The following is a 25,258-nucleotide window of genomic DNA, read 5'->3' as shown; positions in this document are numbered from 1 at the left end:
TTTAGGCGTCTGAGTGAGGCGTCAGCCAAAAAACAGGGGAAGGGTTCAACCATGGCAGTTTTCAAGCGCGTCGGCGTTGCGGCCGGTTTTGGCCTTGCGGCGCTTCTCGCAGCGGGCGGTGCCCAGGCGCAGACCAAGGTCAATATCGGCATTTCCGGCTGGACCGGCTTCGCGCCGCTGGTGCTCGCCAAGGAGGCCGGCATCTTCGCGAAGAACGGCCTCGACGTAACCATCAAGAAGATCCCGCAGAAGGATCGCCACCTCGCCATCGCCTCGGGCGACATCCAGTGCGCCGCGACCACGGTCGAGACCTGGATCGTCTGGGATGCAGCCGGCATCAAGACCAAGCAGATCTTTCAGCTCGACAAGAGCTACGGCGCGGACGGCATGGCCGTGCGCAAGGATGTCGCCGCGATCAAGGACCTGAAGGGCAAGACGGTCGCAGCCTCGGCGCCAGGCACCTCGCCCTATTTCGCGCTGGCCTGGATGCTCAAGGAGAACGGCCTCTCGGTGAAGGACGTCAAGGTCGTCAACATGGAGCCTGGCCCGGCAGCCCAGGCCTTCATCGCGGGCCAGAACGATGCCGCGATGACCTATGAGCCCTATCTTTCGACCGTCCGCGAGAAGCCGGATGCCGGCAAGATCATCGCCACCACCCTCGATTACCCGATGGTGATGGACACCTTCGGCTGTACCCCGGCCTTCCTCGTCAACGACAAGGCCGCGGCGGCGCTGACCCAGAGCTATTTCGAGGCGCTGGAGATGATCGGGAAGGATCAGGCCAAGGCCTATGGAATCATGGGCGCCGATGTGAAGCAGACCGGCGAGCAGTTCGGAAAATCGGCCGGTTTCCTGCGTTGGTCGGACGCCGAGGGTAACAAGAAGTTCTTCTCGGGCGACTGGCAGGCCTTTTCTGCCAAGGCAGCCGATCTGCTGCTCGATATCGGCCTGATCAAGACCAAGCCCGATCTCGCCTCGCTGATCGATACGCGGTTCGTCGCCGGCAAGTGAACTCGCGCAAGTAACAGCCCCTGCGTGATCGACGACATCCTCCCGGATGTTCTGGAGCCCGGCCTGCGTGTCGTCTTCTGCGGCACGCAGGCCGGTGCAGTCTCGGCCAGACGCGGCGCCTACTACGCCGGGCCGGGCAACAAGTTCTGGCCGGTGCTTCACCAGATCGGACTCGTCCCGAAGAGGCTCCGGCCGGACGAATTCCGGACCTTGCCGCGCTACGGCATCGGCCTGACCGATCTCGCCAAGCGCACTTCGGGGCCGGATTCCGCGCTGCGCGGCGGCCATTTCGACGTCGCGGGCCTCACCGCGCGGATCGCTGAGAACCGGCCCCGCATCCTCGCCTTCAACGGCAAGCGCGCGGCGCAGGCCGCCCTCGGGATCAGTGGCGGGCGGCTCGCCTATGGGCTGCAGGCGCACGGACTGGCCGATGCCGACATCTACGTCCTCCCCTCGACCTCCGGCGCCGCTGCCGGCTTCTGGTCGATCGAACCCTGGAAGCAATTGGCCATGGCCGTGACCGGAATTCCCACGCGATGAGACCACTGCAACCCGTCTCGGCCTCGGCCCGTATCGGATATGGGCTGGCCTTCTTCGCGCTGTTCGTCGCGCTTTGGTCGGTCGCGACCTTCGGCGGCTATGTCCAGCGCCTCTTCCTCGCCGACCCGCTGACCATGGTCGGCGAGGGCTGGAGCCTGATGACGCGCTACGGCTTCGGCTTCGACATCATGATGACGATCTGGCGCGTCCTCGGCGGCTTCGTCCTCGCCGTCATCGTCGCCTTGCCGATCGGCATCCTGATGGGCGCCTACAAGCCGATCGAGGCGTTCCTGGAGCCCTTCGTCTCCTTCGCGCGCTACCTGCCGGCCTCGGCCTTCATCCCGCTCTTGATCCTCTGGGCCGGCATCGGCGAGACGCAGAAACTGCTCGTCATCTTCATCGGCTCGGTCTTCCAGCTCATCCTGATGATCGCGGTCTCGGTCGGCTCGATCCGGCGCGACCTCGTCGACGCCGCCTATACGCTGGGCGCGACCGACCGCTCGGTCGTGCGCCGCGTCATGCTGCCCAATGCCGCGCCGGAGATCGCCGAGATATTCCGCCTCGTGCTCGGCTGGGCCTGGACCTATGTCATCGTCGCCGAGCTGATCGGTTCGTCGTCCGGCATCGGCCACATGATCACCGACAGCCAGGCTTTGCTGAACACCGGGCAGATCATCTTCGGCATCATCGTGATCGGCCTGATTGGCCTGATCTCGGACTTCCTCTTCAAGGCGGTCAACCAGCGCCTGTTTCCATGGGCGCGCACATGAGCAAGCTTGTCATCGAGAATGTGGGCAAGGTCTTTCCGGGGCAGCGTGGCGGGGAACCCACGCGGGCGCTGATGCCGACCTCGCTCAATGTCGCCGACAACGATTTCATCACCATCCTCGGCCCTTCCGGCTGCGGCAAGTCGACCTTGCTGCGCATCATCGGCGGGCTGGAGACGGCGAGCGAGGGGCGCATCCTGCTCGACGGTGCGCCGGTCGCGGGGCCGGGCGCGGATCGCGGCTTCGTCTTCCAGAGCTATACGCTCTTCCCGTGGTTGACGGTGCAGCAGAACATCGCCTTCGGCCTGCGCGAAAAGGGCGTGTCCGATGCCGAGCGCCTGAAGATCGCCCGCGACTGGGCGGCGCGCGTGGGGCTGGGCAGCTTCGTCGACCACTTCCCCAAGCAGCTCTCGGGCGGCATGCAGCAGCGCACGGCGATCGCACGCGCGCTCGCCAACGATCCCAAGATCCTGCTGCTCGACGAGCCCTTCGGCGCGCTCGACAATCAGACCCGCGCGCTGATGCAGGAAATGCTGCTCGGCATCTGGGAGCGCGAGCAGAAGACCGTGCTCTTCGTCACTCACGATATCGAGGAGGCGATCTTCGTCGGCTCCCGCGTCGTGGTGATGAGCGCACGCCCGGGGCGGATCAAGGCCGATATCCGCGTGGATCTGCCTCATCCGCGGCCTTACACCATCAAGACGACGCCCGAATTTGTCGCGTTGAAGGAGCGGCTCGTCGAGGAAATCCGCGCCGAGGTGATCGCAGCGGGACATTAGTCCCGCCAGTCATGCCTTCATGGCGGAACAGCGTTACGTCGCCTGCGTTGTCATGTCGCAGGCGTGGGCCTGCCTTGCGCTGAGGGGGCGTTACGACGACGCGTCGAATTGCCATGTTTAGCGAAAGGGGCGCTGCCGAAGGTGGGGCCAATGCATTCGCTGATAGCCAGGATGTTGTCTCGGCTCGCGATCGAGCCACGTATCGATGTCGTATTTCCCGATGGCACATTGCAGTCGGTCGGGCAGGGCGCCGTGCCGCGCTTGCGGATGCGCATCGTGGATTCGCCGACTGAACTGAAGCTTGCGCTCAATCCCGAGCTTGCCCTCGGCGAGGCGGTGATGGATGGCCGGGTCGTGGTAGAGCAGGGCTCGCTCTATGATCTGCTCGATGCGCTGGTCGCCGCCGTCCACCGCGCCCGCCCCCAGGGCTGGGGCAAGGTGCTGGAGGGCTTGCGCACATCGGTGCGGCGCTTCCATCAGCACAACACACCGGCTTTGGCGAAGCGAAATGTCGCGCATCACTACGACCTGAAAAGCGATTTCTTCCAGCTCTTCCTCGATCCGGACATGCAGTATTCCTGCGCCTATTTCGCTGAGCCCGGCATGACGCTCGCGCAGGCGCAACTCGCCAAGAAGCGCCACATCATGGGCAAGCTCGATCTCCGACGAGGTCAGCGCGTGCTCGATATCGGTTGCGGCTGGGGTGGCATGGCGCTCTCGATCGCCGGCGAAACCGGGGCCTCGGTCACCGGCATCACGCTCTCCGAGGAACAGCTCGCCATCGCGCAGCGGCGCGGTGCCGAATCCGGCCTGCCGGTCGAGTTCCGGCTGCAGGACTACCGTCATCTGAGCGAGCCTTTCGACCGTATCGTCTCTGTCGGCATGTTCGAGCATGTCGGCGTCGGCTACTATCGTGACTATTTCCGCAAGATTCGGAGCTTGCTGAGCGATGACGGCGTGGCGCTGGTCCATACCATCGGTCGCTCGACACCGCCGGGCGCGACCAATCCCTTCATCGCCAAATACATCTTTCCCGGCGGCTACATCCCCGCCATGTCGGAGGTGGCGGCGGCGGTCGAGCAGGAAGGGCTCGTCATCACCGATGTCGAGGTGCTGCGCCTGCACTATGCCGAGACGCTGAAGATCTGGCGCGAGAACTTCCTCGCTCGCCGCGACGAGGCGGTGGCGATGTATGACGAGCGCTTTGCCCGGATGTGGGAGTTCTATCTCGCCGCTTGCGAGGCGAGCTTCCGGCATGACGACCTCGTCGTCTTCCAGTTCCAGCTCGCCAAGAAGCTCGACGGTCTGCCGATCACGCGTGGCTATATCGCGGAGCGCGAGAGCGAGCTTGGGCGGAAGCCGGTGCCGACGAAGGTTGCCGAGCCGGTTTAGGCCGGCTCCGGCCCGACATAGCGGGCGCGAGGCCGAATCAACCGTCCGGTCTCGCCCTGTTCCAATGCATGGGCGATCCAGCCGGCGCAGCGCGCTGCGGCGAAAATCTGGAACGAGACATCCGGTGCAAGCCCGAGCTCGCTGGCGATCGCCGTCAGCACGAAATCGATATTCGGCTCCTCGCCGGTCAGCGCGGTGACGGCCCGGCGCGTCTCCGCATAGGCCGGTGGCAAAGCGAACACGGTGAGCAGCGCGCGGGCCCGCGGGTCGCCGTCAGGATAGAGCGGATGGCCGAAGCCGGGCAGGGGCATGCCCGTTGCGAGCCGGGCGGAGACCGCCATCTCCACGCCTTCGCTGGCGATCTCGCGCATCAGCCCGAGCACGCGCGGCGTCATTCCGCCATGCAGCGGCCCTGACAACGTCGCGAGTCCGGCCAGTATGCAGGCGGCGAGCGAGGCGCGTGTAGAAGCCGCGACCCGGACCGCGAAGGTCGAGGCATTGAGCTCATGGTCGGCGAGCAATACCAGCGCCCGGCGGATCAGGTCGGCACCGTGCTCGTCGCAGCCCCAGGCCTGCGCCAACCGATGATGGATCGGCCCCTGGCCCGGCCGCCCGGCGATGGCATCGACGAGCGAGTCGATGACGGAGGCGGCCTCCAGATAGAGCGCCTTCTTCGTACGACCGGCCATGGCGGGATCGCTGGCGGCGCGGGCGGCGATCACCGCGAACATCCGCTGCCGGGCCGGCGCCTCGGGCACGATCGTGAACAGCGGCGGAAAGCGCTGCGAACCGCAATCCCAGAGCAGCCTTGCTACATCCTCCAGCTTCGCCGTCTCAGCGAGCGCCTCCGCATCCTGCCCGCGATACCAGAGCTTGCCGCGCTGGATCGTGGCAATCCCTGAGGCCAGGATCGGCTCGCCGAAGGCGATCGCATCCTCGGCGATAGCGGCCGGTTTCCGCCCGCGCGCTTTGCGATGCTCCAGCCGTGCCACGTCCTCGGCGCGGTAAAGGCGCCGCCGTGAATCGGCCGCGTCGCCGCGCGCCTCGATCAGCCCGCGGCTGACATAGGCGTAGAGCGTCTGGGGCTTCAGCCCGAGCCGCTGCATCACCTGTTGCGCCGTCAGCCAATCGGTCATCGAAAAATAGATTGATTATATTGTTCAAGATTGATTCTATCGGTGAAGCTATCAATCTTCAAGGCCTCAGATGTTGAGGAGAGCCGCCATGTCCGATGGCCTTGAAGATGTCGTTGCCGCCCATACCGTGCTCTCGGAAGTCGATGGAGCGGCGGGCCGGCTGGTGATGCGCGGCCACAGCCTGGATGAGCTTGCGGGGCACACCTCCTTCGAGGAGATGGCCGCACTGATGCTCGATGGCTTCGTGCCGGACCTGCCCGCCATGAAGGACTTAGCCGTGGCGCTCGGCGTGGCCCGGCAGGAGCTGTTCGAGACGGTGGTGCAGAAAGCTGTTGTCCCGGCGACGCTCGGTCCGGTCGAGATGATCAGGGCGATGACGGCGTTGATTCCCGATGGCGAGGATGTCGGCACGGTGCTGCGGCTTCTGGCTGCGCCGGCCGTGTTCACGGCCGCTTCGCTGCGCCTGCGACAGGGCTTTGCGCCGGTCGCGCCCGATCCGTCCTTGTCGCAGGCGGCCGACACGCTGCGCATGTTGACCGGCAAAGCCCCGACCAAGCAGCAGGCGGCGGCGCTCGATACCTATCTCGTGACGGTTGCCGATCACGGCCTCAACGCCTCGACCTTCGCCTCCCGCGTCGTCGCATCGACCCGCGCCGGATTGGTCTCGGCTGTTCTGGCCGGCATCGGAGCGTTGAAGGGACCACTGCATGGCGGTGCGCCTGGTCCGGTGATCGAGATGCTCGATGCGATCGGCGCGCCCGCGAACGCCCGTGTCTGGCTGGAAACCGCGCTGGATCGTGGCGACCGGCTAATGGGTTTCGGCCATCGAATCTATCGCGTCCGCGATCCGCGTGCCGATGCGCTGAAGGGTGCGATCCGCCGCCTCGGCGCCGATAGCGGACGCCTCGCGCTGGCGGAGGCGGTCGAGCAGGCGGCGCTCGCCATCCTGCGTGAGCGCAAGCCGAACCGGACTCTGGAAACCAATGTCGAGTTCTACACGGCGCTGCTGCTGGAGGCGCTCGGCTTCACGCCGGATTCCTTCACTTGCGTCTTTGCGCTGGGGCGGACGATGGGCTGGCTCGCCCATGCCAAGGAGCAGATTGCCGGAGGCCGGCTGATCCGCCCGCAATCGGTCTATGTCGGCCCGCAGCCGCGGCAGGCGGCGTAGGTTCAGGTAGAGCGCGGGGAACCCTTCTCCCGTGCGGGAGAAGGGCAGGGATGAGGGCCTGCTCTTGCCGGATGAAGCCGCAGCGGTGCCGTTGCCTTCCAATAATTCGCGGCGGTCCCTCACCCCCACCCCTCTCCCATCCGGGAGAGGGGATCCCGCGCTTATCTATGACGCCGTCAGCCACACGGCGTAGAGTTCTGCCTCACTGCCGCTTACCCCAAGTTCGACATGCCCCGGCGCGTCGAGGATCGCGCTGTCGCCGGTTGCTAAGCTCACGCCGTTCACCAGCCAGTCGCCCTTGCGGGCGACCAGCACCAGCGGGCCTTCGCTCGCGGCGAGCGAGCCTTCACCCGACAAGCGCTCGACCCGGTGCCGCCAGCGGCCACGCTGGCTCATGACGTTGAGATCGTCGATCGCGCCGTCGACCAGAACGCCATCCACCGCCCGGTCGGCGGCGAAGAAGAACGGCGCGGTCGCGCGGTCGAGTGCAACCGTCTCGCCGTCGCCGAAAGCCAGCCGGATGCCGTTGCCGGTCAGCACCGACAGCGTCCGGTCGATACCGGGGAAGGACGAGAACGGTCCGTCTGCGCCCACATGGGCCATCGAGATGCGCCAGTCGAAATCGCCGAGCGAGGCGCCTTCCGGCGCCACCGCGATTTCGGTCGTGGTGCCGCCGCCGTTCTTCCACGGCATGACCTTGCAATCGGCGGCGCGGATGATGCGCATGTGCTCTGTCCTTCGAATGCAAAAGACGCGGGTCATCCCGGACAAGCAGCGAAGCTGCGCCGATCCGGGATCCATTCCTGGACCCTTCCGGAATGGATCCCGGGTCTCCCTTCGGTCGCCCGGGATGACACCGTAGAGCGTAAGCCTAGCTCAGCCCAGGATACCCGGCAGGTTGAGCTGCTTCTCGCGGGCGCAGTCCAGCGCGATCTCGTAGCCGGCATCGGCATGGCGCATCACGCCGGTCGCCGGGTCGTTCCAGAGCACGCGCGAGAGGCGGGCGGCCGCGTCATCCGTGCCGTCGGCGCAGATCACGACGCCCGAATGCTGCGAGAAGCCCATGCCGACGCCGCCGCCATGATGCAGCGAGACCCAGGTCGCGCCGGACGCCGTGTTGAGCAGCGCATTGAGCAGCGGCCAGTCGGAGACCGCGTCCGAGCCGTCCTTCATCGCTTCGGTCTCGCGGTTCGGCGAGGCGACCGAACCGGAGTCGAGGTGGTCGCGGCCGATCACGACCGGCGCCTTGAGTTCGCCGTTCTTGACCATCTCGTTGAAGGCGAGGCCGAGGCGGTGGCGGTCGCCGAGGCCGACCCAACAGATGCGCGCCGGCACGCCCTGGAACGCGATGCGCTCGCGCGCCATGTCGAGCCAGTTATGCAGGTGCTTGTTGTCGGGCAGCAGCTCCTTCACCTTGGCGTCGGTCTTGTAGATGTCCTCCGGGTCGCCCGAGAGGGCAGCCCAGCGGAACGGGCCGATGCCGCGGCAGAACAGCGGGCGGATATAGGCCGGCACGAAGCCCGGGAAGGCGAAGGCGTTCTCGAGGCCCTCTTCCTTGGCGACCTGGCGGATGTTGTTGCCGTAGTCGAAAGTCGGGATGCCCATGTCCTGGAAGGCGATCATCGCCTCGACATGCTCGCGCATCGAGGCGCGCGCCGCCTTTTCGACGGACTTGGGGTTGGCCTCGCGCGCCTGCTTCCACTGGCCCATGGTCCAGCCCTTCGGCAGGTAGCCGTTGATCGGGTCATGCGCCGAGGTCTGGTCGGTGACCATGTCCGGGCGGATGCCGCGGCGGACCATCTCGGGCAGGATTTCGGCGCAGTTGCCGAGCAGGCCGACCGACTTAGCCTCGCCGTTCTTGGTCCAGCGGGCGATCATCTCCAAGGCCTCGTCGAGCGTCTCGGCCTTCTCGTCAAGATAGCGGGTGCGCAGGCGGAAATCGATCGAGTCCGGATTGCACTCGACCGCGAGGCAGGAGGCACCGGCCATTACTGCTGCCAGCGGCTGGGCGCCGCCCATGCCGCCGAGGCCGCCGGTCAGTACCCACTTGCCCTTGAGATTGCCGCCATAATGCTGGCGTCCGGCCTCGACGAAGGTCTCGTAGGTTCCCTGCACGATGCCTTGCGTGCCGATATAGATCCAGGAGCCGGCCGTCATCTGGCCGTACATCGCGAGCCCCTTCTTATCGAGCTCGTTGAAATGGTCCCAGTTCGCCCAATGCGGCACGAGGTTCGAGTTGGCGATCAGGACGCGTGGCGCATCCTTGTGCGTGCGGAACACGCCGACCGGCTTGCCGGACTGGACGAGCAGGGTCTCGTCGGCCTCGAGCTGGCGCAGCGCGGCGACGATGCGGTCGAAATCCTCCCAGGAGCGGGCGGCGCGGCCGATGCCGCCATAGACCACGAGCTCCTGCGGGTTCTCGGCAACATCCGGATGCAGGTTGTTCATCAGCATGCGCAGCGGCGCTTCCGTCAGCCAGCTCTTGGCGCTGAGCTCGGTGCCGGTGGCGGGGCGGATGACGCGGGTGTTGTCCAGGCGGGTCATGAGCGGCTCCGTTCGAGTTGCCTAGCCGCGTCGAGGACGGCGGCGATGATGGCGGACAAGGCGGTTTGCAAGGCGGCGGCCTTCGGCGCGTTGAAGGTCCAGGGCGCGGTCTCGTCGGTCAGATAGGCCGAAAGCGCGATCTCCATCTGGAGGGCGTGCACGCGCTCGGAGGGGCGCCCGTAATGGCGCGTGATCCAGCCGCCCTTGAAACGGCCATTGACGATCTGGACGACCGGTTGGCCCGCCATGGCGGTGACGGCCGCAGCCTCGACGCTGGCAGCACAGCTCTGCCCGGAATTGGTGCCGAGGTTCAGCGTCGGCAGCGTGCCCTCGAACAGTCGCGGGATCACCGACTTGATCGAGTGGCAGTCCCACAGCACGCAATAGCCGTGCTCGGCCTTCACCCGCGCGATCTCGGCAGCCAGCGCCGTATGATAGGGCTGGAAATAGGCTGCCTTGCGCCGCTCGATCTCGTTCGCGTCCGGCGTGGTCTGCCAGATCGGCGCGCCGTCGAAGGTCGTCGTCGGCACGAGTTCGGTCGTCGCCTGGCCCGGATAGAGCGAGACGCCGGCCGGGTCGCGGTTAAGGTCGATGACGAAGCGCGAAAGCTGCGCCTCGACGATGGTCGGCGCGAACGGCGCGGCGAAGCCGTAGAGCTGGCGCATATGCCAGTCGGTATCCTCGACTAGCCGGCCGCGCTCGTTGAGCTGCGCCGCGACCTCCGGCGGAACGCCGGTGCCGGGATGCGGCATCGAGAGGATCAGCGGGGACGAACCCCGCGTGACCGTGACGACCTCGGCGCTCATGCGCTGCACTCGGCGAAGCTGTCGAGGCCGGCCGCCTTGCCGACGGCACCGGAGAGCACGAACTCGGTCGCGGCGGCGAGATCGGGGGCGAGATAGCGATCCTCGGTCAGTGGCGCGATCTTGCTGCGCAGCAGGGCGAGCACCGGTTCCAGCCGCGCGCTGGTCTTGAGCGGGCGGTGATGTTCGATCGCTTCCGCCGCCGCCATCAATTCGACGCCGATGACGCTGGCGGCATTCTTCGCCATGTCGATCAGGCGGAAGGCGCCATGCGTCGCCATCGAGACATGGTCTTCCTGGTTGGCCGAGGTCGGGATGGTGTCGACGGAAGCCGGATAGGCCTTCTGCTTGTTCTCGGAGGCGAGCGCGGCAGCGGTGACCTGCGCGATCATGAAGCCCGAGTTCAGGCCGGCATCGCGGGCGAGGAACGGCGGCAGGCCGCTCATCACGGGATCGACCAGAAGCGCCATGCGGCGCTCGGAGAGGTTGCCGATCTCGCAGACGGCCATCGCCAGGATGTCGGCCGCGAAGGCGACCGGCTCGGCGTGGAAATTGCCGCCGGAGACGATCTCGCCGGGGCCCAGCACCAGCGGGTTGTCGGTGACGGCATTGGCCTCGATCGAGAGCGTCGCGGCGGCGTTGCCGATCAGGTCGCGCACGGCGCCCATCACCTGCGGCTGGCAGCGCAGCGAATAGGGGTCCTGTACCTTCGTATCGCCATGGCGATGGCTCTCGCGGATGGCGCTGCCGGCAATGAGGTCGAGCAGGATCTTGGCGACCTTGATCTGGCCGGGCTGGCCGCGCAGCGTCTGGATGCGCGGATCGAACGGGGTATCGGAGCCCTTGAGCGCATCGACCGAGAGCGCACCGGCGACGAGCGCGGCGTCGAAGACGCGGGCGATGGCGGCAAGCCCGGTCAGTGCCAGCGTGGTCGAGACCTGCGTGCCGTTGATCAGCGCGAGGCCTTCCTTGGCACCGAGCGCAAGGGTATTGAGGCCGGCGCGCTTCAGGGCCTCGGCCGCCGGCAGTGTCTCGCCCTTCAGGCGGATCTCGCCGTAGCCCATCAGGGCCGCGGTCATATGGGCGAGCGGCGCGAGGTCACCGGAGGCGCCGACCGACCCCTTGGCCGGGATCACCGGCAGAGCATCAGCCGTGAGCGCATTGGTCAGCGCTTCGATCACGACGGGGCGCACGCCGGAGGCACCGCGCGCGAGGCTCGCGGCCTTCATTGCCAGCAGCAGGCGGACGACGCCATCGGGCAGGGCCGGGCCGGTGCCGACCGCATGCGAGACGATCAGGTTGCTCTGCAGCTTCGCGAGATCGGCATCGGCGATGCGGACGCTGGCGAGCTTTCCGAAGCCGGTATTGACGCCATAGGTCACGGTGCCGGCGGCGACGATCTCTTCGACGATCTTCTGGCCGGAGGCGATGTTCTTCGCGCTCTCGCCACCAAGCGAGGCGACGGCGCCGTCGAGGATCGCGCGCCAGTCGGTGAGATGGGCTGCGCCCGGGTTCAGCGAAACCGTGGTCATTGTCCGTTCCAGATGCGGGTGTGAAGGGGATTGAAACCGATGCGGTAGGCGAGTTCGGCGGGGCGCTCGATCTCCCAGATCGCGAGATCGCAGCGCTTGCCGGATTCGAGCGTGCCGACCTCGTCCTGGAGGCCGAGCGCGGTCGCGGCATGGCGGGTGAGGCCGGCGAGCGCCTCTTCCGGCGTCATCCGGAAGAGCGTGCAGGCCATGTTGAGCACGAGCAGAGGCGAGGTCAGCGGCGAGGAGCCGGGATTGGCGTCGGTCGCGAGCGCGATCGCGGCGCCGTGCTTGCGCAGCAATTCGATCGGCGGCTTCTGCGTCTCGCGCAGGAAATAGAAAGCGCCGGGCAGCACGACCGCGACCGTGCCGGCCTTGGCCATGGCGATGACGCCGTCCTCGTCGAGATATTCGAGATGGTCGGCGGACAGCGCGCCCATTTCGGCCGCGAGCTTGGCGCCATGCAGGTTGGAGAGCTGCTCGGCATGGATCTTGATCGCGAGGCCCTTGGCCTTGGTGGCCTCGAACACGGCTTTCGTCTCATCCCGCGAGAAGGCGATGCCCTCGCAGAAGACGTCGACGGCGTCTGCCAGCCCCTCGGCCGCGACGGCATCGAGCAATGGTCCGGCGACGAGGGCTGTGTAATCGCCCGAACGGCCCTTGTACTCCGGCGGCACGGCATGGGCTCCGAGGAAGGTGGTGCGCACGGTGACCGGCCGTTCGCGGCCGATCCGCCGCGCGACACGAAGCTGTTTCAGCTCCGCCTGCTGCTCCAGCCCGTAGCCGGACTTGATCTCGACGGTGGTGACGCCCTCGGCGATCAGCGCGGCGAGGCGTTTATCGGCGGAGGCGAAGAGCGTGTCCTCGCTCGCCTCGCGCGTTGCCCTGACGGTGGAGAGGATGCCGCCATCGGCCCGCGCGATCTCCTCATAGGTCGCGCCCTGCAGGCGGAGCTCGAACTCATGCGCCCGGTCGCCGCCATAGACGAGATGGGTGTGGCAATCGATCAGGCCCGGCGTGATCCAGCGCCCCGCGCAATCGATGGTCTCGGCAGCCTGGAAAGCGGGCGCCGTGCTGCGCGGCCCGACATGGACGATGCGTCCTTCGCGGGCGGCGATCACGCCATCAAGGACCGCGCCGTAGGGTGCATCGACCACAGCCGACATCGTCGCCAGCCGCGCATTCGTCCAGAGCTTGTCGCAGACAACCGTTTCACCAGGCGCTTTCGCCACCGTGCGTCCTCCCGCTACTCTTTGATGTGAAGCCATGCTAGTCAATTGCATATGCAATTGGCAAGTGCTATTTGCATATGCAATTGAGCGCTAGCGAGTGACGGAGCGAAGCGGTGACCGAGACCCTGCATCTGGCCGAGGCCCTTCTGCCCGAAGGTTTTGCCAGCGATGTGAAGCTGACCGTTGCCGACGGCACGATCACATCCGTCGAGACAGGGGTGAAGCCAGCCGGGGATCAGAGCTGCTTCTCAGGTATCGCGCTGCCGGGCATGCCGAACCTGCACAGCCATGCCTTCCAGCGCGGCATGGCGGGCCTCTCCGAGCGTCGCGGCGCGCCGGAGGATTCCTTCTGGACCTGGCGCGAGGTGATGTACCGCTTCCTCGACAGGCTCGATCCCGATGACGTGCAGGCCATCGCCGCGCAGGCTTTCGTCGAGATGCTGGAGGGCGGCTTCACCGCGCTCGCCGAATTCCACTATCTCCATCACGACAAGGACGGCCGCGCCTACGCCAACATCGCGACGATGGGGCAGGCGATCGCATCGGCCGCGCAGGAAGCGGGTCTTGGCCTCACGCTTCTCCCGGTGCTCTATCGCTTCGGCAATTTCGGCCAGGCACCTTCGGTCCATGGTCAGCGCCGCTTCGTCAACGAGCGCGAGGCCTATCAACGCCTGCTCGAAGGCAGCCTCGCAGCGATCCGCGATTTGCCGGATGCGCGGCTCGGCGTGGCCCCGCATTCATTGCGCGCGGTCGCGCTCGATGATCTCGGGTGGGTCTCGGCGCTGCGCCCGAACGATCCGGTCCATATCCATGTCGCCGAGCAGGTGCCGGAGGTCGAGGCCAGCCTGAAGATCACCGGCAAGCGTCCGGTCGAACTGCTGATGGACACGATCCCGCTCGACCGGCGCTGGTGCCTGATCCACGCGACGCATCTGAGCGATGCCGAGCGCGACGGTATCGCCCGCAGCGGCGCGGTCGCGGGCCTGTGCCCGATCACCGAATCCAGCCTCGGCGACGGCATCTTCGCCGGCATCCGCTACGCGCAGGCCGGCGGCGCCTATGGCGTCGGCAGCGATTCCAACATCCAGATCGATGCCGGTTCGGAGCTGCGCCAGCTCGAATATTCGCAGCGCCTGCGCGACCGCCGCCGCGCGCTCTTCGCGGAGGAGAAGGCCTCGACCGGCCTCGCGCTCTGGCAGGCGGCCTGTGCCGGTGGTGCGCGCGCCTGCGGCCGTGCCATCGGCGCCATCGCGCCCGGCCATCGCGCCGATTTCATCACGCTCGACACCGACCATCCGGCTCTTGTCGGTCGCTCCGGCGCCGAGGCTGTCGACAGCGCGATCTTCGCCGCCAACGCCATGCCTTTGCGCGATGTCGTCGTCGGTGGCAGGAGGGTGGTGGCCGAGGGGCGGCATGTCGCCCGCGATTCGGTGCGCGCGCGTTTCGCCGGCGTGATGCGACGCCTGCTCGCAACGGAATAACCAGGAACGACGATGACGGAAACCCGGCTCGACGCGGTGAAACTGGACGGCGCCGGGCCGGTCTATGACCAGATCCGGCGGGCGATCCGCGATCTCGTCGTCAGCGGAGAGTGGCAGCCGGGCACGAGCGTGCCGCCTGAGCACGCACTGATGGAGCAGCTTGGCGCGTCCCGCATGACCGTGCATCGCGCGCTCGTCCAGCTTGCGCGCGAGGGCCTGATCATCCGCCGCCGCCGTTCGGGCACCGTGGTCGCGACGCCACCGGCGAGCCACGCCATGCTCGACATCCTGTCGATCCCGGAAGAAGTGCGCCAGCTCGGTCAGGCTTATGCCTATGAGGTGCTGGCGCGTACCGATGGCCGGCCTTCGCCGGAGGTCGCCGAGCTGTTTGGCCTGAAGCGTTCCGACAGGATCGCTCATCTCCTTGTCCTGCACCGCGCCGATGGCAGGCCGCATGTTCTGGAAGAGCGGGTCATCCACGCGGCCGGCGCAACCGGTCTGGCGGGTGAGGATTTTGCCGAGACCCCGCCGGGCGACTGGCTGCTGCAGCACAGCCTCTGGTCGCAGGCCGAGCATGCGATCAGCGCGATCGGGGCGGGAGAGGAGCAGGCGGCCTTGCTCGACATCGCGGTCGGCGAGCCCTGCCTGCTCGTTGAGCGCCGGACCTGGAACCACTCGCAGCCGGTGACGGCCGTACGTCTGCTCTATCCCGGTTTCCGGCATCGTTTTGTGGGGCGCTTCGGTCCCTATGGGGCGGCCTGAGACCGGGACGTCCCTCGTTCCGTACAAAAAAAGGCCCGCCGGTCGGGCGGGCCTTCCTTGAAATAATGCTGCCTCAGCAGTCGTAGACCACGCGGCGTCCCCATTCGTCGCGCCCGTAGCAGCGCTGGGGCGTCGCCGCGCCGCCGATGATCGCGCCGCTCGCGCCGCCGATGGCCGCACCCGCCAGCGCGCCGCCCGCGCGTCCCGTGGCCGCCCCGCCGATGATGGCGCCGGCGCCCGCGCCGATCAGCGCGCCCGTGCCGGCATTTTGCTCGCGGGCCGTACAGGCGCCCAGGGTGGCGCCCAGCGCCGCGACGAGCAGCAGCTTCTTGATTATCATGATCTCTCTCCTCCGTGAGATGATGGGTCGCTCGAAGCACCAAACAGTGTCGGGCGACGAAGGTTCCGCCGGGCAGCAAACGGCCATTGGCCTCGCCCATGGGTCTTGAGCTTTGGAGACGAGTTTTGTGTTCGCACGAAGGCCGCAAAATTTAGCGACCGCGCCGGAACCTATGGCAGCAGCGCCGGTTGGTGAGGCAAGCCCCGCCGGAGGGCGCAGTCTCCGGCATCCCATCGCGACACAAGGGGGAAGACGATGACCGACGTTCACACGACTACCGTCACGACCGCCAATCCGCTGATCGCAGGGGCCCGTGTTGCCGGGACGGATGTCTACAATACCGCGGGCGACCATCTCGGCGAGATCTACGACGTGATGCTCGACAAGCTGACGGGGAAGGTCGCCTACGCGATCATGTCTTTCGGCGGTTTCCTCGGATTGGGCGAGAAATACCACCCGATCCCGTGGAGCGTGCTCGACTACGATACGCAGCGCGGCGGCTATGTCGTGCCGCTGACCAAGGAGCAGCTCGAGGCGGCGCCGATGTACGACAGCGAAGGCGAGCCGGACTGGGACGACAAGGCTTATGGCAAGCGTGTCCATGATTACTACGGCACGATGCCCTACTGGATGATGTAGTGGCGAGGCGCTTCCAAGCGAAGCGGATGCCGGTTCGCGCGAAGAAAGCGCAATAAGTCCAGGATTAGAATCGTTTCCACGTTTCGGGGAATGCGGAAACGATCAGGGCGCAGGTCGCGGCGGTTGCTATCCCCCCAGCCGAACCGTCGTGGCGGCGGGATGCGGGCCGAAAGGCCCGCATCTTCTTTTTTGGGATTTGCGCAAAATGCCCAGGTTTCGTGGCTGATCGAGCATTTTTCGTCGATCCTCGGAACAGCGAAGCCTCTTCGCGCGTCTAATTGGTAGAGAATTTAGACGCAGGATGATCCGCAGCAATAAGCTCGCATGGCCGCGGCGGTCTCTGCCCTCACATCAGGAGAAGACGAGATGCGCATCCGCTACGGCTATCGGATCGAGCTGGTCTGTGCCCATGACATGCCCCTGATCACGCTGCTTGACGTGCATCCGTCGCGCCGGCACGATCTGACGACGCCGGACGAGATGAAGCTGACCGCGCTGGCCGATCCCGCCCTGCGGATCGCCGTGACGCAGGACCTCGACTCCTTCGGCAATATCCGCCGCCGCATGATCGCGCCGCCTGGCGGCATCCGTCTGGAATCGGAAGGCGTCGTCCATGATTCCGGCGAGCCCGATATCATCAATACAGCCGCACGCGAGATTGCTCCGGCGCGCCTGCCGGAGACAGCGCTCGTCTATCTCCTGGGCAGCCGTTATTGCGAGACCGACAAGCTCTATGATCAGGCTTGGAGCCTGTTCGGGCAGGTCCAGCCCGGCTGGTCGCGGGTGCAGGCAATCGTCGATTTCGTCCATAATCACCTGACGTTCGGCTATCATTTCGCCCGCAATACCCGTACCGCCGCCGAAGCCTTCGAGGAGCGGGTCGGCGTCTGCCGCGACTTCGCGCATCTCGCGGTCGCGCTCTGCCGCTGCATGAATATTCCGGCGCGCTATTGCAACGGCTATCTCGGCGATATCGGTGTACCGGCCAATCCCGCGCCGATGGATTTCAACGCCTGGTTCGAGGTTTTCCTCGGCGGACGCTGGTACACGTTCGATGCCCGGCACAACGAGCCGCGCATCGGCCGCGTCGTGATCGCGCGCGGCCGCGACGCGACCGACGTCGCGATGATCAGTTCTTTCGGGGCACATACGCTGCAGCGCTTCGAGGTCGTCACCGAGGAGGTCGAGGACGTGTCGATGCCGCTGATGGCACGGATGCCGGAACAGTTCGACGCCCGCCCGGCCGCTGCGTAAGCGCTCTTGCGCATGGTCGAGCGCCACCCATCTACCCCAGCACCATGCGCTACACGATCGTCGTCAACGCCCGAGCCGGAACGGTCCTCGAAGCAGGCGCGGATGCTTTCGCTGCGCGGCTGGAAGCCGCCTTCGCCACCCATGGTTGCGGCGCGGACGTGCATCTCGTGCCGCCGCGGGAGATCGACGACGCCCTGTCGCTTGCGATCGAGGACCGCCATGCGGTGCCGGTTCTCGCCGGCGGCGACGGAACAATCAACGGCGCCCTGCCGGTTCTGATTCAGGCCGATCGACCGATCGGTATCCTGCCGATGGGTACGGTGAACGTCCTCGGGCGCGATCTGGGACTGTTCGGCGCGCTGGAGCAGCAGGTTGCTGCGCTGTGCGGGGGCGAGCCGATCGAGATGGATGTCGGCCGGGTCAACGACCGGCTGTTTCATTCCCTGTCCGGCATGGGCTTCTTCAGTCTGATGGCGCGCGAGCGCGAACACGCGCGCCGCCGTTTTCCCTTCAGTCGCGCCGCCGCCTTCGGCATCGCCGCGATGCGCTCGATCCTGTTCACTCGCCCCGTCATGCTCGACGTCACGGTCGGCGACGACCATCGCATCGTGGAAGCCGATGCCGTCCTCGTTACGGTGAACTGCTTCGAGGGGGCTGACTGGCGCCGTCCCCGGCTCGATGAAGGTGTCTTCGAGGTCCATGTGCTGAACGCTGGCGGACTCTATTCGCGCTGCAAGGCGGCTTTGTCTGTCGTCTCGGGCCACTGGCGCAACTCGCATAACCTGACCTCCTTCACCGGCGATGCCGTCACGCTGATCCGGCGTGACAAGCGGCGCGGACACATCACCTTCGATGGCGAGGTCGAGCGTAAGGCCGGGCCGCTGAGCTACGGCCTGTTGCCCAAGGCGCTGCGGGTCATCGCCGCCCGCCCGGTCAATGCCTGACGAGGTCATGAGGCACGGCGGCAGAACGCCGCCTGTTCGATACAGGCCATCGCCGGGTAATCTCTCCCGTCCGAGCCCTCCCGGAGACCTCTCTTCTTGCCCCAGCTTCGTATCCTGGTCCCCGTTGCTGCCGCCCTGATCTTCCTCGGGCTCGCATTGCTGATCGTCTCCGGGCGCAGCTTTTCCCTTGATACCACGCTGATCATGCTGTTCCGCGACGCGGGGAATCCCGCAGTTCCGCTCGGGCCGGCCTGGTTTCAGGAAGCCGTGCGCGACATGACGGCGCTCGGCAGCTTCGTGGGCCTGTTCTTCATGGCGCTGACAGCGACGCTGGCACTCTGGCTCTGCGGCTACCGCTACCTTGCGGTCGGGCTGGTCGTCAGCCTCGTCGCCGCTTTCCTGGCCAGCACCGGTCTGAAGATCGTGATCGCGCGGAATCGGCCGGATATCGTCGAGCATGCGGCACTGACCTTCACCGCGAGCTTCCCGAGCGGCCATGCTTTCCTTTCGGCGGTGACGCTGCTGACCATCGCCGGCTTCGTCGGTCTCGCCTCGCGGCGGGCGGATATCGCCCGCTTCTGCATGGTGATGGCCGTGATCGTGGTCGGGCTGGTCGGGCTGAGCCGGATCTATCTCGGCGTGCACTGGCCCTCCGACGTCCTCGGCGGCTGGTGTCTGGGTATCGTCTGGTCCAGCGTCGCGACGGCTTGGCTAGGCCGCAGGATGGCGGAATCCGACCCGGCCTGATCCGGCCCAGCCTCAGCGCATGTCGATGGTGGCGTTGACGCCGAGATCGGGCGTGCGACCGAGAATCTTGGCGGTTGCCAGCTTGAAGGCCACCAGCATGCTGCTCGATGGCCCGTCCCAGATTTCGGCCGAGGTCGGCGTCAGTGCCAGCAGGGTCGCATCCGGATCGTCAGGACCGTTCGGGAACCAGGCGCTCGCCATCGGCGTCCACACCTGTCGCAGCACCTCGCGACTCGGGACTTCCGAAGCCGAGCAGGAGATGGCGGCGTAGAAGTTGCGATCTTCATGGCTGATCGCCACGCTGGCGGAGGGCGAGCGCAGGGCGGCGCCGACGATGCCGGTGTGCCGGTGCGTGATGAAGAGCAGGCGATGATGGTCGCGATCGAGATGGCCGGACATCGGCCGTGTCCTGATATCGCCTTCGACGACAAGCGAAACCATGTAGACAGGATGGGCCGCCAGCGCGGTCCAGATGCGATCCTGCAGTTCGGTGTCTGGCATGGCAACCTCCTGCCGGTACGATCATCTCATGCTCCGGCTCGCTGGGGAATGCCGGCGCGCCATGCCAACGCTGCGTAGGAAGCAACGTTCCCGAAGCCATGAAGGAACATCGCCGCTCGTCCTGCGTTTGGATCGGGCTTGCGGTTCGGCCGCCTTCTAGCTGGGGTTTTCATGCTTGCTTCGCGTCATCTTCTGCTTGCCCTCGTCGTCGTGCTCGTCGCTGCCCTCGCGGTGACCAGCTATTCGCTTTACCAGGAGAAGAAACAGCCTGACGGCGTCGAAATCTCGGTCGGCAAGAACGGGCTGTCGATCAAGGAAAAATAAATCCGCAGCCGCGGCTCGCGCTATGATTGGATGAGAGCCGGCTGGTCGAAGGCATTGGCCTTGCGGGCTCAAAGGCGCTAACACGCCAACCATGAGCCTATGTCGTCGGAGAACAAGATGAACGCGCCCTTCAAGAATCTGATCGCTGGCGAATGGGCCGGCGGGGCCAACGCCTCGCGCAACATCAATCCCTCGAATACGAACGACGTGGTCGGGGAGTACACGCAAGGCTCGGTCGAGGACCTGAACAACGCGGTCGCCGCCGCCAAGGCCGCTTTCCCGGCCTGGAGCCGCTCCACCCCGCAGGAGCGCTACGACATCCTGAAGAAAGCCTCCGACGAGATCCTCGCCCGCAAGGACGAGCTCGGCCGCCTGCTCTCGCGCGAGGAGGGCAAGACGCTGGCCGAGGGCATCGGCGAAGCGACCCGCGCCGGCCAGGTCTTCGCCTTCTTCGCCGGTGAGTGTCTGCGCCTTGGTGGCGAGATGGTGCCGTCGGTCCGTCCCGGCGTCGGCGTCGAGATCACCCGCGAGGCGGTCGGCATCGTCGGCATGATCACGCCCTGGAATTTTCCGATCGCGATCCCCGCCTGGAAGATCGCGCCTGCGCTCGCCTGGGGGAATTGCGTCGTCCTGAAGCCCGCCGATCTCGTACCGGGCTCGGCCTGGGCTCTGGTCGACATTCTGCAGCGCGCGGGCCTGCCGAAGGGCGCGCTCAACCTCGTCATGGGCCGCGGCTCGGTCGTCGGCCAGGCGCTGCTGGAGCACAAGGACGTCGCCGCCATCTCCTTCACCGGCTCGGTCGGCACCGGCCGCAAGGTCGCCGCCGCCTGCATCGCCGGAAACCCGATGAAGAAGGTTCAGCTCGAGATGGGCGGCAAGAATCCGCTCGTCGTGCTCGACGACGCCGATCTGAAGGTCGCCGTCGAAGTTGCCGTCAATGGCGCCTTCTTCTCGACCGGCCAGCGCTGCACGGCCTCTTCGCGCCTGATCGTCCAAACCGGCATCCATGACAGATTCGTCGAAGCCTGCATCGAGCGCCTGAAGACCGTCGTCGTCGACGATGCGCTGAAGGCCGGCACCCATATCGGCCCGGTCGTCGACCAGAGCCAGCTCGACCAGAACCTGAAATATATCCAGATCGCCAAGGACGAGGGCGGCAAGCTGGTCTTCGGTGGCGAGCTCCTGAAGCGCGACACCCCTGGCTTCTATCTGGCTCCGGCGCTGTTCACCGAGACGACCAACGCCATGCGCATCTCGCGCGAGGAGGTCTTCGGCCCGGTCGCCAACATCGTTCGCGTCAAGGACTACGACGAGGCGCTCGCCATCGCCAACGACACTGAGTTCGGTTTGTCCTCGGGCATCTGCACGACCTCGCTGAAGCATGCGACGCATTTCAAGCGCAACAGCGAGGCGGGCATGGTGATGGTCAACTTGCCGACGGCGGGCGTCGACTATCACGTGCCGTTCGGCGGCCGGAAGGGCTCCAGCTACGGCCCGCGCGAGCAGGGCGCCTATGCCAAGGAGTTCTACTCCACGGTCAAGACGGCCTACACGCTGGCCTGATCCGCGGAACAGGGCGCCTGTCGCGGCGGTTGATCGGGATATCCCTCCCGAACGGAGCCGCGACATGCACCATCTCGATCCGAAGACGCGCAACGCAGCCGATCTCGCGCTCGACTGCTACAAGCACTGTCACGGCATGGCGATGACCCATTGTTTGAAGGTGGGCGGCGCTCATGCCGAGCCGGACCATCTGCGCCTGATGGCGGCTTGCGCCGAAATCTGCCGGACGACGGCGCATCTGCTTTTGATGGATTCGGTCCACGGCCGTCACATGGCCAGGGAATGCGCCGAGGTCTGCGAGGCCTGCGCGACCGATTGCGCGCGGATCGGAGACATGGAGTCCTGCGTCGCCGCCTGTCGCGCCTGTGCGAAGGCTTGCGTGGTGCTCGTGGCCTGAGGAAATCTAGCCGACCGGAACCACGTCCACGGCGACGCCGACCTTCTGCGTGCCCGGCCCGATCACCACGCCGTCGAGCGGGGCGACATCGGCGTAGTCGCGGCCGAAGGCGGTAACGATATGGTCGTCCGCAACGATCAGGTCGTTGGTCGGGTCGAGCCCGACCCAGCCGATCCCCGGTCCACACCACAGCATTGCCCAGGCATGGCTGGCATCGGCGCCTTCGAGCCGCTTCTGGCCGGGCGGCGGAATCGTGCGGATATAGCCGGAGACATAGGCGGCGGGCAGGCCGAGCCCGCGCAAGCCTGCGATCATGATATGCGCGAAATCCTGACAGACGCCATGGCGCTGGTCGAAGGCTTCCGCCAGCGGCGTCGTCACCTCCGTCGCCTCGGGATCGTAGGTGAAGTCGCGCCTGATCCGGGCCATCAGGTCGCAGGCCGCCTCCAGCACCGGGAGACCGGCCGCGAAGCTCGACCGGGCGTAGTCGATGACGACCGGAACATGCGGCACGAGCCGGCTCGGATAGAGGTGATGGGCCGGCGAATCCTGCGCCAGGCTCCGGGAATCGAGCGCCAGTGCCGCGACATCCTCCCAGTTTCGCGTCAGCCCCCCATGGGGCGGCTGCGGCCGGTCGACCTCGATCCGCGCCCGCATTTCGAGCTTCAGCTCGCGATGCGGCTTCGCAATGGTGATTGTGGTCATGTGGTTGCCGAAGAAGCAGAGCCCGTCATTGCGCTCGGCCGGGCGGGGGGTGACCAGCAATTCGCTCTTCAGAACGCGCTGGCCCGCCCCGTCGCGCGGCAGCAATCGCAGGATACAGCGGGAAAAGGGCACCGGCCGGCTATAGCCGTAGGTGGTGACGTGGCGCAGCTCGTAGATCACGCGATGCTCGTCATCCGCGAGCCTTCGGGGCCGCTGTTCTGGAGAAAATAGCGATCGGCGATCGCGCCCGAGAGCCCCATCAGCAACTGCTCGAACAGGAGGATGCTGGTCCGGTCGAGCCGGCTTGCTTCCATGGTCCGGCAATCGGCCGCCAGTCGCACCACCAGGCGGCGCGGTGCCTCCAGCATGCCGTCATCCGTGAGCGTCGGCAGATCGGCGATCTCGGTGTCGAGCCGCTCGACCTGAAAGGCGACGGAACGCGGGTTGTAGGGATCGAGCATCACGAGATCGAGGACCGGCTGCAGGCTGGCGCCGAGCAGGTAGCGCGAGCGGTAGGTGATCTGCGAATCCGTCAGGTCGAGCAGTGCATCGAGGCTGTCGCTGGAGGCGTTGCTGTCGGCGAATTGCCGGGCGAACCGACAGGTCGCGATGCCGCGCTCCAGCCGCCGGCCGATATCGAGGAAGCGCCAGCCATTGCCGCGCACCATGTTCTCCTGGCCGAGGCCGGAGAAGGCCGCGAGCGATTTCAGCGCCCGGTCGGCGATCTCATAGGCCTCGCCCTCGCTCGGCTTGCGGCCCTCCTCGGGTGCGAGCTGGTTCTGAAGGTCGCCGAACAGGCGCCAGGCATCGATGGAGAGGCGCTCCCGGATGACCGAGGCGGTGCGCCGCGCTTCGCGCAACGAGGCTGCGGCCGAACCGTAATCGTCGAGGCTGTAGAGCGCCGCATAGGCCTGCGCGGCCGGCATCCGCTTCTCCTGCCCGCCCGGCGCCGCGCCCCAGGCGGCGAGCATGCCGGCGAGCTGGCGTACGGTGTCGTTGCGCCCCGGTGCCGGGTCCGGGTCGATCAGCCGGCCGAGCAGGGCGCGCACGAGCCGCAGGATCGCCTCGCCGCGCTCCAGATAGCGCCCGAGCCAGAACAGGTTGTCGGCTGCGCGGCTCGGCAATGTGCCGGTGACACGGCGGATGCTGACCCGGTCCGGTGCCGGGAGCAGGCTGACCTGCGCGACCGGTTCTTCCGCAGTGACCCAGACATCGCTGGAGCGCACGCCATTGCGCATGCTGACCGCGCGCGCATCGGGCTCGTCGGAGATGCGGCAGAAGCCACCGGGCATCACCTTCCAGCCGTCAGGCGTCGCGGCGGCGAAGACGCGCAACGTCATCGGATGCGGTTCGAGCCGGCCGTTCTGGAAGACCGGCATGGTCGAAAGACGCACGACCTCCTGTCCGACATAGTCCATGCCGCGCGCCTCGATGCGCTCCCGCAGCGCCGCGCGCTCCGCTTCGGGCAATTCCCCGGCGACGACCTGCGTCGTGTCGAGCCCGTTTCCGGCGCTACGAAAGGCCGGCGCGATGCTCATCTCGCCGAGACGGTCGAGCACGGTCCGGCGTTCCTGCGGCTGGCCGCACCACCACGTGGCGATATTCGGCAGGATCAGATCCTGGTCTAGCAGTTGTCGGGCGAGCGCCGGCAGGAAGCCCATCAGCGCGCGCGCCTCGACGACGCCGGAGCCGAGCCCGTTGGCCACATGGACCTGACCTTGCCGGGCGGCCTCGACCAGGCCGGCGACGCCGAGCGCCGAGCCGGAATTGAGTTCAAGCGGATCGGCGAAATCGCCGTCGATGCGCCGCCAGATCACGTCGGCACGTTTCAGGCCGGCGATGGTGCGCACATGTACCCGGCCTTCGCGCATCAGGAGGTCGCCGCCCTCGACGAGCAGAAAGCCGAGATAGCGCGCGAGATAGGCCTGCTCGAAATAGCTTTCGTTAAGGGGGCCAGGTGTCAGCAGGGCGATGCGCGGCTCGACACGCTTGGAGCGCGTGATGAGCCCCGCACGGAAGCTCTGGAAGAAGGCCGCCAGTCGCTCGATATTCATGCTGCGGAACATGTCGGGGAAGGCGCGCGCCAGCGCCAGCCGGTTTTCCAGCGCATAGCCGGTTCCCGACGGCGCCTGTGTCCGGTCCTGCAGTACCCACCAGCGCCCGTCGGGACCACGGCCGAGATCGGCGGCATAGAGTTGCAATGCGCCGCCGCCGGCAATGCCGTGCAGGGGGCGCAGATAATCGGGGCTGCCGGTGACGGCGGCGGCGGGCAGGTGCCCATCCGCGATCAATTCGCCCGGCCCGTAGATGTCGTCCAGCACAGTCGAAAGCAGTTCGGCGCGCTGCGTCACGCCGGCCGCGATGATCTGCCATTCCGCCTCGGGGATGACGAGGGGCACATGCGACAAGGGCCAGGCCCGTTCGCCAACGCCAGGGTCGCGTTGATCGATATCGCCATGGACGCGATAGGAGACGCCGGTATCGCGGACATGCCGGTCCGCGAGCCCGAAGCGCTGGGTCAATTCCGAAGGCGACAGTGCGCACCAGGCAGAGAGGAACGGCTCCCAATGCGGTCGCACTTGGCCGTGCTCGTCGATGAACTCGTCGAAGACGCCGGGCAGGGGGCGATAGCCGGCAAGCAACGATGCACGCCGCTCGGCCCTGCTGCGTCCTGATCGGATGCGGCCCTGCACCGGCATT

General features: G+C 66.6%; 25 protein-coding genes. 15 read left to right on the top strand and 10 right to left on the bottom strand.

Going from position 1 to position 25,258, the window contains the following annotated elements; all coding sequences use genetic code 11:
* Positions 1-51 precede the first annotated feature (51 nt).
* From J0I42_RS21050 to J0I42_RS21030, 5 genes are all read left to right on the top strand, one after another.
* Positions 52-1,011 carry an ABC transporter substrate-binding protein gene (locus J0I42_RS21050; protein ID WP_291657734.1) on the top strand — a complete coding sequence of 320 codons (960 nt, stop codon included), beginning with the start codon at positions 52-54 and terminating at the stop codon, positions 1,009-1,011.
* A 24-nt stretch (positions 1,012-1,035) separates the two neighbouring features.
* A complete protein-coding gene (locus J0I42_RS21045; RefSeq protein ID WP_291657732.1) occupies positions 1,036-1,551 on the top strand; it encodes a mismatch-specific DNA-glycosylase in 516 nt (171 codons plus the stop codon).
* Positions 1,548-2,321 (top strand): ABC transporter permease, encoded by a 774-nt coding sequence (locus tag J0I42_RS21040; protein WP_291657731.1) that lies wholly within the window; start codon positions 1,548-1,550, stop codon positions 2,319-2,321. The genes J0I42_RS21045 and J0I42_RS21040 overlap by 4 nt, the downstream gene beginning before the upstream one ends.
* Positions 2,318-3,097 carry an ABC transporter ATP-binding protein gene (locus J0I42_RS21035; protein WP_291657729.1) on the top strand — a complete coding sequence of 260 codons (780 nt, stop codon included), beginning with the start codon at positions 2,318-2,320 and terminating at the stop codon, positions 3,095-3,097. Before J0I42_RS21040 ends, J0I42_RS21035 begins: the two co-directional genes overlap by 4 nt.
* Before the next feature lie 171 nt (positions 3,098-3,268).
* Positions 3,269-4,489: an SAM-dependent methyltransferase gene (locus tag J0I42_RS21030; RefSeq protein ID WP_291657727.1), complete on the top strand. Its 1,221-nt coding sequence runs from the start codon at positions 3,269-3,271 to the stop codon at positions 4,487-4,489.
* On the opposite strand, the gene J0I42_RS21025 is transcribed toward J0I42_RS21030, so the two are convergent.
* A complete protein-coding gene (locus tag J0I42_RS21025) occupies positions 4,486-5,625 on the bottom strand; it encodes a citrate/2-methylcitrate synthase (protein WP_291657724.1) in 1,140 nt (379 codons plus the stop codon). The two genes, J0I42_RS21030 and J0I42_RS21025, sit on opposite strands and share 4 nt — an antisense overlap.
* An 88-nt stretch (positions 5,626-5,713) precedes the next feature.
* Here J0I42_RS21025 and J0I42_RS21020 point away from each other — a divergent pair, with 88 nt between their 5' ends.
* Positions 5,714-6,793 (top strand): citrate synthase/methylcitrate synthase, encoded by a 1,080-nt coding sequence (locus J0I42_RS21020; protein WP_291657722.1) that lies wholly within the window; start codon positions 5,714-5,716, stop codon positions 6,791-6,793.
* 165 nt (positions 6,794-6,958) lie between these two features.
* Here the strand turns inward: J0I42_RS21020 and J0I42_RS21015 are convergent, their stop codons facing one another.
* The 5 genes from J0I42_RS21015 to hutI all read right to left on the bottom strand — a co-directional run bounded on the left by J0I42_RS21015 (position 6,959) and on the right by hutI (position 12,835).
* On the bottom strand, positions 6,959-7,519 hold the full coding sequence (locus J0I42_RS21015) for a HutD/Ves family protein (protein ID WP_291657720.1): 561 nt from the start codon (positions 7,517-7,519) through the stop codon (positions 6,959-6,961).
* Between the two features lie 150 nt (positions 7,520-7,669).
* Entirely contained in the window at positions 7,670-9,337 is a 1,668-nt protein-coding gene (gene hutU, locus J0I42_RS21010; protein WP_291657718.1) for a urocanate hydratase, read from the bottom strand.
* The gene (gene hutG, locus J0I42_RS21005; RefSeq protein WP_291657716.1) at positions 9,334-10,143 is read right to left on the bottom strand and encodes an N-formylglutamate deformylase; all 810 of its coding nucleotides are present in this window, start codon (positions 10,141-10,143) and stop codon (positions 9,334-9,336) included. Before hutG ends, hutU begins: the two co-directional genes overlap by 4 nt.
* Positions 10,140-11,672 carry a histidine ammonia-lyase gene (gene hutH / locus J0I42_RS21000; RefSeq protein WP_291657715.1) on the bottom strand — a complete coding sequence of 511 codons (1,533 nt, stop codon included), beginning with the start codon at positions 11,670-11,672 and terminating at the stop codon, positions 10,140-10,142. The genes hutG and hutH overlap by 4 nt, the downstream gene beginning before the upstream one ends.
* Complete coding sequence (hutI, locus tag J0I42_RS20995) at positions 11,669-12,835, bottom strand: imidazolonepropionase (protein WP_291657772.1); 1,167 nt, start codon at positions 12,833-12,835, stop codon at positions 11,669-11,671. Before hutI ends, hutH begins: the two co-directional genes overlap by 4 nt.
* Positions 12,836-13,014: 179 nt before the next feature.
* Here hutI and J0I42_RS20990 point away from each other — a divergent pair, with 179 nt between their 5' ends.
* Together J0I42_RS20990 and J0I42_RS20985 are read left to right on the top strand one after the other, a co-directional pair.
* On the top strand, positions 13,015-14,382 hold the full coding sequence (locus J0I42_RS20990; protein WP_291657713.1) for a formimidoylglutamate deiminase: 1,368 nt from the start codon (positions 13,015-13,017) through the stop codon (positions 14,380-14,382).
* Positions 14,383-14,394: 12 nt separating this feature from the next.
* A complete protein-coding gene (locus J0I42_RS20985; RefSeq protein ID WP_291657711.1) occupies positions 14,395-15,144 on the top strand; it encodes a UTRA domain-containing protein in 750 nt (249 codons plus the stop codon).
* A gap of 73 nt (positions 15,145-15,217) precedes the next feature.
* Here J0I42_RS20985 and J0I42_RS20980 read toward each other — a convergent pair whose 3' ends face one another.
* On the bottom strand, positions 15,218-15,484 hold the full coding sequence (locus tag J0I42_RS20980; protein WP_465247706.1) for a glycine zipper domain-containing protein: 267 nt from the start codon (positions 15,482-15,484) through the stop codon (positions 15,218-15,220).
* Positions 15,485-15,739: 255 nt separating this feature from the next.
* On the opposite strand from J0I42_RS20980, the gene J0I42_RS20975 reads away from it, so the two are divergent.
* The 4 genes from J0I42_RS20975 (at position 15,740) to J0I42_RS20960 (ending at position 19,068) form a co-directional block, all read left to right on the top strand.
* Entirely contained in the window at positions 15,740-16,123 is a 384-nt protein-coding gene (locus tag J0I42_RS20975; RefSeq protein ID WP_291657708.1) for a PRC-barrel domain-containing protein, read from the top strand.
* Between the two features lie 366 nt (positions 16,124-16,489).
* Positions 16,490-17,377, top strand: coding sequence for a transglutaminase-like domain-containing protein (locus J0I42_RS20970; protein WP_291657706.1), 888 nt, complete (start codon positions 16,490-16,492; stop codon positions 17,375-17,377).
* A 44-nt stretch (positions 17,378-17,421) separates the two neighbouring features.
* Positions 17,422-18,321, top strand: a complete 900-nt coding sequence (locus J0I42_RS20965; RefSeq protein WP_291657704.1) for a diacylglycerol/lipid kinase family protein — start codon at positions 17,422-17,424, stop codon at positions 18,319-18,321.
* Positions 18,322-18,417: 96 nt separating this feature from the next.
* Positions 18,418-19,068, top strand: a complete 651-nt coding sequence (locus J0I42_RS20960; RefSeq protein ID WP_291657702.1) for a phosphatase PAP2 family protein — start codon at positions 18,418-18,420, stop codon at positions 19,066-19,068.
* Positions 19,069-19,080: 12 nt separating this feature from the next.
* On the opposite strand, the gene J0I42_RS20955 is transcribed toward J0I42_RS20960, so the two are convergent.
* Positions 19,081-19,569: a pyridoxamine 5'-phosphate oxidase family protein gene (locus J0I42_RS20955; RefSeq protein WP_291657700.1), complete on the bottom strand. Its 489-nt coding sequence runs from the start codon at positions 19,567-19,569 to the stop codon at positions 19,081-19,083.
* A 171-nt stretch (positions 19,570-19,740) separates the two neighbouring features.
* Here J0I42_RS20955 and J0I42_RS20950 point away from each other — a divergent pair, with 171 nt between their 5' ends.
* The 3 genes from J0I42_RS20950 to J0I42_RS20940 all read left to right on the top strand — a co-directional run bounded on the left by J0I42_RS20950 (position 19,741) and on the right by J0I42_RS20940 (position 21,853).
* A complete protein-coding gene (locus J0I42_RS20950; RefSeq protein WP_291657698.1) occupies positions 19,741-19,893 on the top strand; it encodes a hypothetical protein in 153 nt (50 codons plus the stop codon).
* Positions 19,894-20,010: 117 nt separating this feature from the next.
* Positions 20,011-21,456, top strand: a complete 1,446-nt coding sequence (locus J0I42_RS20945) for an aldehyde dehydrogenase family protein (RefSeq protein ID WP_291657697.1) — start codon at positions 20,011-20,013, stop codon at positions 21,454-21,456.
* A 64-nt stretch (positions 21,457-21,520) separates the two neighbouring features.
* Positions 21,521-21,853 (top strand): four-helix bundle copper-binding protein, encoded by a 333-nt coding sequence (locus J0I42_RS20940; RefSeq protein ID WP_291657695.1) that lies wholly within the window; start codon positions 21,521-21,523, stop codon positions 21,851-21,853.
* A 6-nt stretch (positions 21,854-21,859) separates the two neighbouring features.
* Here the strand turns inward: J0I42_RS20940 and J0I42_RS20935 are convergent, their stop codons facing one another.
* Both J0I42_RS20935 and J0I42_RS20930 read right to left on the bottom strand, forming a co-directional pair.
* Entirely contained in the window at positions 21,860-22,738 is an 879-nt protein-coding gene (locus tag J0I42_RS20935) for a transglutaminase family protein (protein ID WP_291657693.1), read from the bottom strand.
* Positions 22,735-25,257, bottom strand: coding sequence for a circularly permuted type 2 ATP-grasp protein (locus J0I42_RS20930; RefSeq protein WP_291657691.1), 2,523 nt, complete (start codon positions 25,255-25,257; stop codon positions 22,735-22,737). The genes J0I42_RS20935 and J0I42_RS20930 overlap by 4 nt, the downstream gene beginning before the upstream one ends.
* Between the last annotated feature and the right edge of the window lies 1 nt (position 25,258).

The organism is Allobosea sp. (assembly GCF_017308015.1).
GTDB lineage: Bacteria > Pseudomonadota > Alphaproteobacteria > Rhizobiales > Beijerinckiaceae > Allobosea.
The sequence above is the reverse complement of the archived record's forward strand: the minus strand, read 5'-3'. Positions and strand labels throughout refer to the sequence as shown.

Excerpts from the sequence above, each read along its gene's own strand:
- J0I42_RS21030 (WP_291657727.1), top strand. The coding sequence starts at position 3,269 with ATGTTGTCTCGGCTCGCGATCGAGCCACGTATCGATGTCGTATTTCCC.
- J0I42_RS21020 (WP_291657722.1), top strand. The coding sequence starts at position 5,714 with ATGTCCGATGGCCTTGAAGATGTCGTTGCCGCCCATACCGTGCTCTCG.
- J0I42_RS21050 (WP_291657734.1), top strand. The coding sequence starts at position 52 with ATGGCAGTTTTCAAGCGCGTCGGCGTTGCGGCCGGTTTTGGCCTTGCG.
- J0I42_RS21015 (WP_291657720.1), bottom strand. The coding sequence starts at position 7,519 with ATGCGCATCATCCGCGCCGCCGATTGCAAGGTCATGCCGTGGAAGAAC.
- J0I42_RS20970 (WP_291657706.1), top strand. The coding sequence starts at position 16,490 with ATGCGCATCCGCTACGGCTATCGGATCGAGCTGGTCTGTGCCCATGAC.
- J0I42_RS20985 (WP_291657711.1), top strand. The coding sequence starts at position 14,395 with ATGACGGAAACCCGGCTCGACGCGGTGAAACTGGACGGCGCCGGGCCG.
- J0I42_RS20975 (WP_291657708.1), top strand. The coding sequence starts at position 15,740 with ATGACCGACGTTCACACGACTACCGTCACGACCGCCAATCCGCTGATC.
- J0I42_RS21040 (WP_291657731.1), top strand. The coding sequence starts at position 1,548 with ATGAGACCACTGCAACCCGTCTCGGCCTCGGCCCGTATCGGATATGGG.
- J0I42_RS21035 (WP_291657729.1), top strand. The coding sequence starts at position 2,318 with ATGAGCAAGCTTGTCATCGAGAATGTGGGCAAGGTCTTTCCGGGGCAG.
- J0I42_RS20965 (WP_291657704.1), top strand. The coding sequence starts at position 17,422 with ATGCGCTACACGATCGTCGTCAACGCCCGAGCCGGAACGGTCCTCGAA.
- J0I42_RS20955 (WP_291657700.1), bottom strand. The coding sequence starts at position 19,569 with ATGCCAGACACCGAACTGCAGGATCGCATCTGGACCGCGCTGGCGGCC.
- hutG (WP_291657716.1), bottom strand. The coding sequence starts at position 10,143 with ATGAGCGCCGAGGTCGTCACGGTCACGCGGGGTTCGTCCCCGCTGATC.
- J0I42_RS20945 (WP_291657697.1), top strand. The coding sequence starts at position 20,011 with ATGAACGCGCCCTTCAAGAATCTGATCGCTGGCGAATGGGCCGGCGGG.
- J0I42_RS20980 (WP_465247706.1), bottom strand. The coding sequence starts at position 15,484 with ATGATAATCAAGAAGCTGCTGCTCGTCGCGGCGCTGGGCGCCACCCTG.
- J0I42_RS20930 (WP_291657691.1), bottom strand. The coding sequence starts at position 25,257 with ATGCCGGTGCAGGGCCGCATCCGATCAGGACGCAGCAGGGCCGAGCGG.
- hutH (WP_291657715.1), bottom strand. The coding sequence starts at position 11,672 with ATGACCACGGTTTCGCTGAACCCGGGCGCAGCCCATCTCACCGACTGG.
- hutI (WP_291657772.1), bottom strand. The coding sequence starts at position 12,835 with ATGTCGGCTGTGGTCGATGCACCCTACGGCGCGGTCCTTGATGGCGTG.
- J0I42_RS21025 (WP_291657724.1), bottom strand. The coding sequence starts at position 5,625 with ATGACCGATTGGCTGACGGCGCAACAGGTGATGCAGCGGCTCGGGCTG.
- hutU (WP_291657718.1), bottom strand. The coding sequence starts at position 9,337 with ATGACCCGCCTGGACAACACCCGCGTCATCCGCCCCGCCACCGGCACC.
- J0I42_RS20940 (WP_291657695.1), top strand. The coding sequence starts at position 21,521 with ATGCACCATCTCGATCCGAAGACGCGCAACGCAGCCGATCTCGCGCTC.
- J0I42_RS20950 (WP_291657698.1), top strand. The coding sequence starts at position 19,741 with ATGCTTGCTTCGCGTCATCTTCTGCTTGCCCTCGTCGTCGTGCTCGTC.